This window comes from Humibacter albus DSM 18994, from assembly GCF_000421825.1.
GTDB lineage: Bacteria > Actinomycetota > Actinomycetes > Actinomycetales > Microbacteriaceae > Humibacter > Humibacter albus.
In genome coordinates this window covers 181,846-194,498 of record NZ_ATXT01000015.1, presented here as the reverse complement: position 1 = coordinate 194,498, position 12,653 = coordinate 181,846, and the positions used below count along the sequence as shown (strand labels likewise).

Below are 12,653 nucleotides of genomic sequence, written 5' to 3'. Positions count from 1 at the left end.
GCGGCGAAGCCCGCGCCGCCGCGTACCGAATCACTCCTGCGCACCATGGTGCGCCCCAAGTGGATCGCCGCGCTGGTGCTCGCGCTCGCCATCGCCGCCGCGTTCGCTGCGCTCGGGCAGTGGCAGCTGGAACGCGCCGTGCGATCGGGAACCGTCGTGAACACCCCGACTGAGACGGTGAAGCCGCTGAACCAGGTCGCGACAGTGAACTCCGCACCGACGACGGCGGGAGAGGGCCAGCTCGTGCGCGCGACGGGCACGTTCTCGCAGAAGGACTACAGCCTGCTCACCGGCCGGCTGAACGACGGGGCCACCGGGTACTGGGTGGTCACCCGTTTCACGCCGAGTGAGCCCGACAAGAAGGGCAACACGGCGCAATTGGCCGTCGCACGGGGCTGGGCGCCGACGAAGGCGAAGGCCGAGCGGGCAATCGCCGCTCTTCAGGCGCAGCAGTCCGCGACTGTGACGCTCACGGGGCGACTGCTGCCCTCCGAGGCGCCGTCCGCGCCGGCAGCCGGTGGCGATCCCTTCGTGATGAAGGAGATGTCGGTCGCGTCGCTCGTGAACCGCTGGCATGGCATCGGCGACTCCGACATCTACAGCTCCTACGTCGTGGAACACGGAACGCCGCCCGCCGGGCTGACGAAGATCTATTCACCGCCGCCGAGCGAGAAGGCGACGGTCGACTGGCTGAACATCTTCTACGCCGCCGAGTGGGCGATCTTCGCCGGCTTCGCGCTGTTCCTCTGGTACCGCGTGGTCAAGGATGCCTGGGAGAAGACCCACGAAGACGCCGAGGCCGAGTACGAGCGTGCGATCGCCGAGTGGGCGGGGGAGTCGGTCGACGGTGGCGAAGCGGTGGGCGAGCCGGGCGAAGTTGAGCGCGTCCCGAACGATCGTGGGGCCGTCGCGGAGGATGGCGGCAGCTCGGCTCCCGGCGAGTCGTCACAGGGCCGCGAAGTAGACTGAACGACATGCCGAATCCCCCTCAGAACCCGGACGGCGGCAGCCTTCTTCAGCGCACGATCGAGCAGTTGCGGTCTGCGAACTCGGCCCGCCCGCGCACGGTGGACATCCCGAAGATTCCCGGTTCGCTGCGCTTCTATCAGGTCACCGCGTACATCACGGGTGTGATGCTGCTGCTGCTCGTGGCGGAGATGATCGTGAAGTACGGCGTCGGCTACTCGCTGTATGCGTTCGCCCCGGGGCAGGGCTTCCTCTCCTTCGTGCCGTATGACGGCGGCGAGAGCTCGATCGGCGGCGTCGATGTCTCCACGGGCATCCTCATCGCTCACGGATGGCTGTACGTGCTCTACCTGATCGCCGACTTCCGCCTGTGGTCACTCATGCGCATGTCGTTCACGAAGTTCGTGCAGATCGCGCTCGGCGGCGTCGTGCCGTTCATGTCGTTCATCGTCGAGCACTTCATCTCGCGGCAGGTGCACCGCTTCCTCGCCGAGAACCCCGTGACAACCCCCGAGCGCCCGGTGGAGGCATCCCATTAGCGAGCAGACCAGCACCGGCCCTTCGACTCGCGATGCTCGCTCAGGGAGCACTCGCGATGCTCGCTCAGGGAGCACTCGCGATGCTCGCTCAGGGAGCACTCGCGATGCTCGCTCAGGGAGCACAGACGCGCAGCGGGCGGGCGAGCACCCCGTGCTTGTCGTCGACTTCGGTGCGCAGTACGCGCAACTGATCGCGCGGCGGGTGCGCGAGGCATCCGTCTACTCGGAGATCGTGCCGCACACCATCACGGCGGCCGAGGTCGCGGCCAAGCAGCCGGCCGGCATCGTGCTCTCCGGCGGACCGTCGAGCGTGTACGAAGAGGGCGCCCCCGCGTTCGACCCCGCCATCTTCGATCTCGGCGTGCCCACGTTGGGCATCTGCTACGGCTTCCAGATGATGGCGAACGCGCTCGGCGGCGAGGTATCGAAGACGGGCGCGCGCGAGTACGGCTCGACCGCCGTGCGCATCGGTGAAGCGGGCAGCCTGCTGACCGAGCAGCCCGCGGAGCAGACCGCCTGGATGAGCCACGGCGACTCGGTGACGAAGGCGCCCGCGGGCTTCGACGTGCTGGCCTCCACCGCCTCGACCCCGGTGGCGGCGTTCGCGAACGACGAGCGGCGGCTCTACGGCGTGCAGTGGCACCCCGAGGTGAAGCACTCGGCGTACGGGCAGGCGGTGCTGGAGAACTTCTTGCACCGGGCCGCGGGCATCCCGGCGGACTGGAACAGCGAGAATGTCATCGAGCAGCAGGTCGCCGCGATCCGCGCCCAGGTCGGCACGGGCCGCGTCATCTGCGGTCTCTCGGGCGGCGTCGACTCGGCGGTCGCGGCGGCGCTCGTGCACAAAGCGGTCGGTGACCAGCTGATCTGCGTGTTCGTGGACCACGGCCTGCTGCGCCAAGACGAGCGCGCGCAGGTGGAGCAGGACTACGTCGCCTCGACGGGTGTTCGGCTGGTGACCATCGACGCATCGGATGTCTTCCTCACCGCGCTCGCGGGCGTCACCGACCCGGAGGAGAAGCGCAAGATCATCGGGCGCGAGTTCATCCGCACCTTCGAGCGCGCCCAGGCCGACCTCATCGCCGAGGCGGCCGAAGAGGGCGACCCGATCCGCTTCCTCGTGCAGGGCACGCTCTACCCCGATGTGGTGGAGTCCGGCGGCGGATCCGGCACGGCGAACATCAAGAGCCACCACAACGTGGGCGGCCTCCCCGAAGACCTGAACTTCGAGCTCGTTGAGCCACTGCGCACCCTCTTCAAGGACGAGGTGCGGGCCGTGGGTCGCGAGCTCGGGCTGCCGGAGGTCATCGTCTCTCGGCAGCCGTTCCCGGGTCCCGGACTGGGCATCCGGATCATCGGCGAGGTGACGCGCGAGCGCCTCGAGCTGCTTCGCCAGGCGGATGCCATCGCCCGCCACGAGCTCACCGCCGCCAGACTCGACGGCGAGATCTGGCAGTGCCCGGTCGTGCTGCTGGCCGACGTGCACTCGGTCGGCGTGCAGGGCGACGGACGCACGTACGGGCATCCGATCGTGCTGCGTCCGGTCAGCTCAGAGGATGCCATGACCGCGGACTGGACGCGCCTGCCGTACGACGTGCTCGCGCGCATCTCGAACCGCATCACCAACGAGGTCGAAGGCGTGAACCGCGTGGTACTCGACGTGACGTCGAAGCCGCCGGCGACCATCGAATGGGAGTAGCGCGCTACCCCTGCAGCCTCCGGTCGAGCAACGCGCACGCCGCAGCACCGAGCACCACGAACCCCGCGCCGGCCGCGAGCAGTCTCGCCTCCGGGTAGCCGAACGCGACGACGAAGCCGGCGACGGCGCCGACCGCTCCCGAACCCGCGGCGACGGCCAAGGTCGCACCGTGTCGGCGGTGCCAGCCGAGCCGCACCGCGGTGGCGACGAGCAGGAAGCCGGCGAGCACCGACATCCAGACGGTGCCGAAATTGAAGCCGTACCGCAACGGCAGAGCGGGCACGAAGAACAGGAGCAGGAACCACCCGAGCGACCGTGACGCCGATTCCAGGGCGGGCCCGTGAACCGCGGGGCGCCGCGCCCACCATCGTGCCGCGGCCAGGACTACCGCGGCGACGGCGACCAGCGGCAGCCAGGACGGAATGTGAGCCAGGTTGTACAACGTCACAGTGTCGTAGATCGCGAGGATCAGGCATCCGAGAGCGGCGGCCGAGGCGACGAACGGCGTCAGGCGCGTCGCCTCTGAGCGGCCGGACGCCAGTAGCGGCAGCAGGAGCGGGGTGAGCACCCCCGAGACGAGCCGGATCACGATGTCCGCGATCGTGTACGGGTTGCGCAGATCCCACTCGATCAGGCAGAACGTCAACGTGTACGAGGCCGAGACGAGCCAGCGCGCACCGATGGCGCGCCGGAAGATGTCCGCCGAGAACCACCGGCACACCAGAAGGTAGGCCAGCATGACGAACGGCAGCTCCAGCGCCGCCTGCACGTGCATCACCGTCCACGGCCATGCCGGCAGCCACGCGGAAAGTGCGCCGAGGTCGGCCAGGTCGAACCAGCCCGCAGGCAGATATCGCGTGATCCGTGAGGCGTCCCCGTGCCACGCCTGATCGACGAACGCCGTCACGAACAGCTGGTTCACGAGCATGAGTGCGACCACGATGACAAGCCAGGTGCCCGGATGCCGCAACCAGCCGCCGTCACGCGCGTTCCGTGCGCGTATGCGCGGCACCCACCAGACCCCTGCGACCGTGGCGACGGCGATCGTTGCCGCCAATGTCCAGTCGCTCACCGTTGCAGCCTATGAGGGGCCAGGTCAGGAGGAACTACCTAGGTCGCCGAGTACCAGTCGTGTGCCGCGCATCGGGCAAGGTCCGCCGACAAGACGTGCGGTGGGCGAGTCGAGGGTCGGAGTGTTTCGTGTCAGGCGAGCAGCGTCTCGATGCCGGCTCGGCGTGCCGCGTCGTTGAGAGCGCGGTCACTCGTGGCGATGGCGACTCCGGATCGTATCGCGAGCCAGAGATATGAGGCGTCGTACGCGGTGAGCGAATGGGCGGTGGCCAGCTCGATGAGCTCACTCATCGGGGCGGGCTGTCTTTCCACGTCGATCGGCAGACTCCCCAGCAGTGCGGCGAAGTGCGCGGACTGAGCTTCGGTGAGGCGTTTGCGGCGCCGAGTGAGGGCGAGCACGTTCGAGACCTCGAGCTCCCAGAGTGCGGGCACGATGGCCGTCTCATCGGTCAGGCGACGCAGGATGGCATCGGAGTCGTCGCTCGCCTCGTCGTCGAAGCACCAGCTCATCGTCACTGACGTGTCGAGCACGAATGTCACGCGCGCCCCTCCTCGATCAGCGCCCGAAGATCGCCTCCGAGTTCGATGCCGCGGCGTGCATCGATGATCGCGTCGATCACGCCCAGCGCGGGCGGCCGCTGCCCTCCGGCGGGTCCCAGCCGTGCCAGGGCACGACCGTGCTTGGCGATGATGAACTCTTCACCCGCAGAGGCCCGTTCCAGGAGCTCGGAGAGGTGCGTCTTCGCTTCGTACGCTCCAATTGTGGTCATGCGAATAAGACTAGTCGAAGACTGGTCGGAGTGGCAGTACGTCGCCCCTCTGCTCTGCACGAAACCGCCTGACGCACATGCGAACGAGGCCGCCCCGAAGGACGGCCTCGTCACGTCTGCTTGGCTCAGCTGCGGCCGCCACCGCCGGCGATGATGGCGAACAGGCGCAGGAATTCCACGTAGAGCCAGATCAGCGTCACGGCGAGGCCGAACGCGCCGTACCAGCCCATCACGCGTGGCGCGCGGTTCTTCACGCCGTTCTGGATGAAGTCGAAGTCGAGCACGAGCGAGTAGGCCGCGAGCAGCACCGCGACGATGCCGATGAGCACGCCGAGCGGAATGTTGAACAGCCACGGCACGTGCATGGAGTAGATGCCGAACGGGCCGCCGGTGGATGCCTGGCTGAAGCCGCCGAACATCATGACGACGATGTTCACGGCGCCGAACAGCACGTATCCGATCAGAGCGACCAGGAACACCTTGGTGGCCCGAGCGGAGGCCCGCACCTTGCCGTTGGCGAACAGGATCAGCGTCACCGTGAACACGGCCAGTGTGGCGAGCACCGCCTGGATGACGACGCCGTTCCACATCGACTCGAACAGCGCGGAGATGCCGCCGATGAACAGCCCCTGTGCTGCACCGTAGAGCAGGATGAGCGCGGGGGACGGCTTGCGCTTGAACGAGTTCACCAGACCGAGCACGAGACCGGCGATCGCTCCGGGAAGCATCAGGATCGGCAGGAACCAGCCGACGACGGCGGTCGCCAGGATGACCGCGAACAGCAGCACGGTCTTGACGATCGTGTCTTCGTAGGTCATACGGCCGGTGTCAGAAGACGTCGCGGACGGTGCCTCGTAGAGGGACTGAATGCCGTCGGCCGTTGCGAGCGCGTTGGTTTCGGTCGCCGCCGCCGTGCCCGCCGAATTGTTCGGCTTGAAGGCCGGATTGCGCGAGAACGCGGGGTTCGAGAGTGCCATGACCAAACGCTACCGGATCTGGCTGTGCAGACGGCTGGAGTTCTGCTGGGGAAACCGAGGGTGGGCATCCCGCACAGGCCCGCAGCCTAGGATCGCCGCATGTCGTCGCCCATTCCCGTGATCATCGGACACCGCGGGGCGCCCGGCTACCGCCCTGAGCACACGAGTGCTTCATACCGGCTCGCGTTCGCGCTCGGTGCCGACGCCGTCGAACCCGACGTGGTGGCGTCGAAGGACGGTGTGCTCGTGGTGCGGCACGAGAACGAGATCTCGACGACGACGGATGTCGCCTCCCGCAGCGAGTTCGCGCACCTGCGCACCACGAAACGCGTGGACGGCGTGGAGCGCACCGGCTGGTTCACCGAGGACTTCACGTGGGCGCAGCTGTCGACGCTGCGCGCCGTCGAGAGGCTACCTCGGCTGCGCCAGGCCAGCTCGACGTTCGACGGGCGCTATCCGCTGATGCGGCTGAGCGAGCTCTTCGACCTCGTCGATCGCGAGTCCGAGCGGCACGGGCGCTCACTCGGCCTGGTCGTCGAGCTCAAGCATGCGACGTATTTCGAACGTCTCGGCTTGCCACTCGACGAACTGTTCGCGGCGGAGCTGCGGGACTCCGCGTGGAACGTCGGTTCGGATCGCCTCGTGGTCGAGTCGTTCGAGCGCACCGTGCTCGGTCAGGTGCGCGCGCGCGGCGTGCGCGGCAGATCCGTCTACCTGATCGAGGCCTCGGGCGCTCCGTACGACAGGGTCGCTCGCGACGGGCGCGCAGCCCGCACGTACGCGCAGGACATCGACGGCGCCGGCCTGTACGCGCTGGCGACTGCCGGCGGACACGACGCCGTCGACGGCATCAGCGTCAACAAGACGCTGCTGATGGATGCCGCCGCCGACGGCGCGAATGACCTGGTCGATCGCGCGCACGGCGTCGGTCTGCAGATCTTCTGCTGGACGCTCCGGCCCGAGAACAGCTTTCTCGCCAAGCCGTTTCGTCGCGGCAAGCATCCGGAGAGTTTCGGCGACTGGCCGCGTGCGTTCCAAGTGCTGATGTCGACCGGCGTGGATGCCGTGTTCGCCGACCACCCGGATCTGGCGGTGGTCGCGCGCGACGCCCTCTGACGCGCCCGGCCGGCGGAGCACAGACGGTCGGAGCGCAGGCTGTCGGCGGAGCACAGACGGTCGGAGCGCAGGCGGTCGGCGGCGGCATCCGCGGTCCCCAGGGTCACACGGGACGCGCTCGCATCGCTAGAGTCGTCCCGGGTGGTTGGGGGAGGTTCGCCGATGGAGTGCGTGGAGGCAGCGCGGCTCAGCCGTGTCGTGCGTCTGCTCGTGTATTCACTGGCAGGAGCGGGTGCGCTCGTGGTGCTCGGGATCGCCTTCGGGTCGTTGTCGGCATCCGCGGCCGAGCCGACCGTAGCGTCGGCGGCGACCGGATCGAACGGGAGCTCGGGCTCTGTGCTTTCTGGCTCTGGGCTTTCTGGCTCTGGGCTCTCTGGCTCTGGTCTCTCCGGCTCCGTCGGATCGCTGCTCGGTGCCGTGACGACTCCGGTGGCGAACACCGTCGGAGCGGCGACGTCGACGGTCTCGTCCGTCGTGCACCCGCTGACGGCGTCGCTGCCTGCGCCGGTGCGGCAGGTGGTCGCACCCGCGACGGATGCCGTCGCCTCCGTCGCCAGGTCCGTCTCCGTCACCCAGACTCTCGCTCCCGTCACCACGGCCCTGGACGACACGATCGGCGGGGTGCCGCTCGTCGGCCCGGCTCTCGGATCGACCCTGGGCTCGATCTCCGGAGCGACGACACCGGTCGCGGGACTGATCGACAGCGCTGTCGGCGACGTCGGCGGGGCGGCCGGGAGCGCATTCGCACCTCCTGCCTCTCCGGGCGCCGATTCTTCGGGTGCCGATACCCTAGGCGCCGATGCACCGGGCGGGTCTTCGGGCGAAGACGCACCGTCCGCTCTCTCTGGCGCCGATGAGGCGGACGGATCGTCCACCACCGCACGCGGTGACCGTGTTCTCATCGATGCCGGTGGCGACATCGCCGGCAGCTCTCTCGATCGAGAGTGCCTCTCGCCCGCCCGCTCGTTCGGCCTGTCCCCACGAGCAAACGGCGCTGCGGCAGGCGAGAGCGTTGCACGTGAGGGTGTCGACGCGTCAGCGGTCCCGGATGTCGTCGCCGTGGCGCCGGGCGGAGATATCCGAGGATGCGCTTCGAGCGCTGATCCGCCTGGTGGATCCGCCATCGGTGTGGGACCCGATTGGTCGGGACCCGTTCTCGGGGCCGGCCATCGCATCCGTCCCCCATCGCACGACACTCCGCCGTCGGGAATCGCCGACGGTCGCGACTCCACTCCCGACTGAGCGCTCGGCGTTCACCTGCCGCTGCGCGGCGTCACTCGACGACGCTCGTCGGCAGGCCGCGCCTCGGCTGAGCGTCGACCGCCTCCTGCGGCTCGGCTCGGCCGTGCGTCGTCGGCCAGCCCGCCATCGTGGGCTGCCGACGAGGCGAATCTTCGAGTCGTTTCAGTGTCTATGGGGAGTATTCAGTGCACGAGCATCGGCTGGCACAGTCGGTTTCGTCGGGTGATTGGGACGCGGTCGCCGTCGCCCTCGACGAGAGTTTCTTCTTTCACCTGTTCACGGACCCCGATCTGATCGATCGGGTCTTCGACGGCGCTCCGTCGGAGTGGTACGAGCGATATCCCCGCGCGGTGATGTCGCGTGAGATCGCGAGGGCAGCACGACGTCCCGTCATGCTGCTCGACGCGGATGTCTCCACGCGGTTCGCCGCCTGGGTGCGGTCGCAATCCGCCCCGGAGGCGCGCGATGTTCTGGGCATGCGCGCCGCCGACATGCGCGGGCTGCTCACTGCCGGCCGGTACCGGGAGGCCGCTGCCGTGGCCGACGGGGCGGCCGATCTGATCCGCACGACGACGAGCACCGCGGGTTTCCCCGATGTGCTTCCCCTCGTGCTTCTCCAGTGCGGTACGGCGAAGCTGCTGGCGGCCGAACTCGAGGATGCCGTCTCGATGTACTCGGATGCGCTGCGGTGGGCGCGGGTGGGCGTCGAGCATCCGGCCGCTCGATATGTTCGGGAGCATCTGGCACTGGCGTACGCGCTGGCGGGAAGGTACCGCGAGGCGCGTCAGCTGCTGCCGGAAGTGGACGCGTCGGCCGACCTCGGGCCGGGGAACCTGCACTTCCACTACCGACAGGCCGGTCGGCTCGCCCGCGCGCTCGTCGCCGTCGGTGCCGGGGATGTGCGCGCGGGCGAGCTTTCCGAGCCGAATCGCGCGGACGTCGCTGCCGGTGTGTGGTGGTGGGTGCCGGCGCACGCACGCGCGCGTGCCGCGCTTGTTTCGGGAACACAGTGGGCGGCCATCCATGATCTCGGCAGCGTGCTGGTGGCCGAGCGCACGAGGTGCGGTTCCCGCTCGTTCGTCGGCGCGGTGCTCCGTGCGGACCTCGCCACGCTGCACCAGTCCGTCGGTGATCTGCGCCAGGCCCACAGGATCGCGCACACACCGGGGTTGCTGAACCGGTGGGGAGGCCTGGGCCTGGCGAGAGCGAGACAGGCGTGGCTGAGTGGCGATCCGGAGACCGCGATGGCGCTGCTGCGGGGGGACGAATCGGCCGATGGCATCCCGATCGATCACCCGGCGGAGCGCGCGGTGCTCTACGCGGCCGCGGAGCTCAGCGCCACTGGTTCGGTCGCCGAGCACACCATCGCGGCCGTGGCATCCGCCCTCGAGAGCTCCGAAGGATGGATCGGCCTCGCTCAGGCATCGGCGGCGTTGCGAGAATCGCTCGCACCACTGCTCGATGGCCAGCTCGAGCAGGTGCCCGTGAGGTTCGCGCCGCGATCGCGCCCCAAGCTGACGCGGCGAGAGCGCGAGGTGCTCGAAGGGCTCGCGCGGAGCGCCTCGATCCCGGAACTGGCACAGGCGCTCCACGTGTCTCCGAACACCGTGAAGAGCCACGTGCGAGCGCTCTACCAGAAGCTCGGAGCGCACACCAGGGAGGAGGCGCTCTGGCTGGGCCGAGAGATGTCGTGACCGCATGCGTCGTCGGTGCGTCCCGCCGTCTCGGGCTGCCTTGCGCTGCGCCGGCCGTCAGGGGTCGCACGTAGACTGTGAGGACCCATGACGACGCCTCTCGAATCCGATCTCGCACGCGAACCCGACGCCTTCCGGGCGGCCGCTCCCATCATCCTCGACGGGGTCGATGCCGGGATCGACGAGCGATCGTTCCGTCCGAACGCGAGCGCGGACTCGCTGCTCGACGGCCTGAACCCGCAGCAGCGCGAAGCGGTGGAGTACCGCGGCCCGGCACTGCTCATCGTCGCGGGCGCCGGCTCGGGCAAGACGCGCGTGCTCACGCACCGCATCGCCGGGCTGCTCGCGAACCGGGAGGCCTGGCCCAGCCAGATCCTCGCCATCACGTTCACGAACAAGGCGGCGGCCGAGATGCGCGAGCGCGTCGAGGCACTCGTCGGCGAGACGGCGCAGGGCATGTGGATCTCCACATTCCACTCGGCGTGCGTGCGCATTCTGCGGCGTGAGGCGGAGCAGTTCGGCTACAACCGCAACTTCACCATCTATGACTCCGGCGACAGCAAGGCGCTGCTCAAGCGGATCATCAAGGAGCTCGAGGCAGACACCTTCGGCTTCACGCCGGGCAGTGCGGCCGCGCGCATCTCGAAGCTCAAGAACGAGCTCACCGACGTCGACTCGTTCGCCCGCTCGGCCAACCGGTCGGATCCGAAGGAGGCGATGTTCCTCGAGATCTTCCGGCAGTACAGCCGCGACCTCCAGCGGGCGAACGCGTTCGACTTCGATGACCTGATCGGCCAGACCGTCTACCTGTTCCGCGCGTTCCCGCACATCGCGGCGCTGTATCAGCGCAGGTTCCGCCACATCCTCGTCGACGAGTACCAAGACACCAACCACGCCCAGTACGAGCTCATCCACCTGCTGACCAGGCCGATCGAGCCGGAGGAGGTGGCGGGCCTCGAAGACCACGGCTTCTCGATGCGCGGCCTCGTGGATGCCACGGGCCGAGTCCCCGGCGCATCGCTCACCGTCGTAGGCGACTCCGATCAGTCGATCTACGCGTTCCGCGGGGCGGATATCCGAAACATCTCGGAGTTCGAACGCGACTTCCCGGGGGCCAAGGTAGTTCTGCTGGAGCAGAACTACCGGTCGAGTCAGAACATCCTCTCGGCGGCGAACTCCGTCATCGCGAACAACTTCGACCGCAAGGACAAGAAGCTGTGGTCGGCCGGTGGCGACGGCGAGAAGATCGTCGGCTACACCGGCTACTCCGGGCACGACGAGGCGCAGTTCGTCGCCGACGAGATCGAGAAGCTGCACGGCGAGGGCGTGCCGTACAACGAGGTCGCCGTCTTCTATCGCACCAACTCTCAGACGCGTGCGCTGGAGGAGATCTTCATCCGGTCGGCGCTGCCGTACCGCATCATGGGCGGCACCAAGTTCTACGAGCGCGCGGAGATCAAGGATGCCTTCGGCTATCTCGTCGCCGTCGCGAATCCGTCAGACGAGATGGCGCTGCGTCGCATTCTGAACACGCCGAAGCGCGGCATCGGCCCGGCCACCGAGACCCAGCTGGCGTCGTACGCGGAGGCGAACGGGCTGAGCTTCCGGCAGGCGATGAGGGATGCCGCATCCCTCGGTCTCGGACCGAAGGTCACCAAGGCGATCCTCGAGCTGGCGACGCTGCTCGACTCCGGTGCCGAGATGATCGACCCCCAGAACCCGTCGGGGGCGGCCAAGGTCAGCGACGTGTTGGTGCATCTGCTGAAAGGGTCGGCGTTGGTGGAATCACTGCGCGCGAGCCGCGATCCGCAGAACGAGGCGCGCGCAGAGAACGTGGAAGAGCTCGTGGCGGTGACGAAGGAGTTCGAGCGCAACAATCCCGAGGGCGGGCTCGTCGAGTTCCTCACCGAGGTGTCGCTCGTGGCGGCGGCCGATGAGATCGACGATGCCAGCGGCACTGTCTCGCTGATGACGCTGCACACGGCAAAGGGCCTCGAGTACGACGCTGTGTTCATCACCGGTGTCGAGGAGGAGCTGCTGCCGCACCGCATGTCGGCGAACGAACCGGGCGGACCGGCGGAGGAACGACGGCTGTTCTACGTGGGCATCACCCGCGCCCGCAAGCGGCTCTACCTCTCGCTGGCGATGACGCGTGCGCAGTTCGGTGACGTCGCGGTGGCGCTGCCCAGCAGATACCTGCAGGAGATACCGGCCGAGCTCATCGACTGGCGGCAGTCGCCCGGGTTCGCCAACTCCCGAGGAGGCACGCAATCGCGCGCGCTGAACGCGAAGCGTCCCGGGCGCGGGCCGGATCGCGGACTCACCGGTGCCGGCGGCACGTTCGGCGCGAAGCCGGAGATCCCGGCGAACGCCTGGCCCAACCGCGTCACGGGGAAGGTGCGCGACAACGGTGACCTGACGCTTCAGGCGGGCGATCGCATCCGGCACTCCGATTTCGGTGACGGTCGGGTGACGAACGTCACGGGCGAGGGCGCCAAGAAGGTCGCGCACGTGCAGTTCGAGAAGGCGGGAGCCAAGAAGCTGCTGATCAAGATCGCGCCGATCGAGAAGCTGTAACG

At 68.4% G+C, this 12,653-nt stretch carries 11 protein-coding genes; 7 read left to right on the top strand and 4 right to left on the bottom strand.

Annotation, left to right across the window (positions count from 1 at the left end):
* The first annotated feature begins 45 nt into the window (after positions 1-45).
* The 3 genes from H623_RS19210 to guaA all read left to right on the top strand — a co-directional run bounded on the left by H623_RS19210 (position 46) and on the right by guaA (position 3,204).
* The gene (locus tag H623_RS19210) at positions 46-969 is read left to right on the top strand and encodes an SURF1 family protein (RefSeq protein WP_051143191.1); all 924 of its coding nucleotides are present in this window, start codon (positions 46-48) and stop codon (positions 967-969) included.
* 5 nt (positions 970-974) lie between these two features.
* A complete protein-coding gene (locus H623_RS0110330; protein WP_022900866.1) occupies positions 975-1,505 on the top strand; it encodes a DUF3817 domain-containing protein in 531 nt (176 codons plus the stop codon).
* A gap of 151 nt (positions 1,506-1,656) precedes the next feature.
* Entirely contained in the window at positions 1,657-3,204 is a 1,548-nt protein-coding gene (guaA, locus tag H623_RS0110325; RefSeq protein ID WP_022900865.1) for a glutamine-hydrolyzing GMP synthase, read from the top strand.
* Positions 3,205-3,208: 4 nt separating this feature from the next.
* On the opposite strand, the gene H623_RS0110320 is transcribed toward guaA, so the two are convergent.
* The 4 genes from H623_RS0110320 to H623_RS0110305 all read right to left on the bottom strand — a co-directional run bounded on the left by H623_RS0110320 (position 3,209) and on the right by H623_RS0110305 (position 6,022).
* A complete protein-coding gene (locus H623_RS0110320) occupies positions 3,209-4,276 on the bottom strand; it encodes a hypothetical protein (protein WP_157560944.1) in 1,068 nt (355 codons plus the stop codon).
* A gap of 131 nt (positions 4,277-4,407) precedes the next feature.
* The gene (locus H623_RS0110315; protein ID WP_022900863.1) at positions 4,408-4,815 is read right to left on the bottom strand and encodes a type II toxin-antitoxin system VapC family toxin; all 408 of its coding nucleotides are present in this window, start codon (positions 4,813-4,815) and stop codon (positions 4,408-4,410) included.
* Positions 4,812-5,045, bottom strand: coding sequence for a type II toxin-antitoxin system Phd/YefM family antitoxin (locus H623_RS0110310; protein ID WP_022900862.1), 234 nt, complete (start codon positions 5,043-5,045; stop codon positions 4,812-4,814). The genes H623_RS0110315 and H623_RS0110310 overlap by 4 nt, the downstream gene beginning before the upstream one ends.
* Positions 5,046-5,170: 125 nt before the next feature.
* Complete coding sequence (locus H623_RS0110305) at positions 5,171-6,022, bottom strand: Bax inhibitor-1/YccA family protein (protein WP_022900861.1); 852 nt, start codon at positions 6,020-6,022, stop codon at positions 5,171-5,173.
* A gap of 99 nt (positions 6,023-6,121) precedes the next feature.
* On the opposite strand from H623_RS0110305, the gene H623_RS0110300 reads away from it, so the two are divergent.
* The 4 genes from H623_RS0110300 to H623_RS0110280 all read left to right on the top strand — a co-directional run bounded on the left by H623_RS0110300 (position 6,122) and on the right by H623_RS0110280 (position 12,651).
* On the top strand, positions 6,122-7,138 hold the full coding sequence (locus H623_RS0110300; protein WP_022900860.1) for a glycerophosphodiester phosphodiesterase family protein: 1,017 nt from the start codon (positions 6,122-6,124) through the stop codon (positions 7,136-7,138).
* Between the two features lie 162 nt (positions 7,139-7,300).
* Positions 7,301-8,380: a hypothetical protein gene (locus tag H623_RS0110295; RefSeq protein WP_157560943.1), complete on the top strand. Its 1,080-nt coding sequence runs from the start codon at positions 7,301-7,303 to the stop codon at positions 8,378-8,380.
* A 185-nt stretch (positions 8,381-8,565) separates the two neighbouring features.
* A complete protein-coding gene (locus H623_RS0110285) occupies positions 8,566-10,074 on the top strand; it encodes a helix-turn-helix domain-containing protein (RefSeq protein WP_022900857.1) in 1,509 nt (502 codons plus the stop codon).
* Between the two features lie 87 nt (positions 10,075-10,161).
* The gene (locus tag H623_RS0110280; RefSeq protein ID WP_022900856.1) at positions 10,162-12,651 is read left to right on the top strand and encodes an ATP-dependent helicase; all 2,490 of its coding nucleotides are present in this window, start codon (positions 10,162-10,164) and stop codon (positions 12,649-12,651) included.
* Positions 12,652-12,653: the final 2 nt, after the last annotated feature.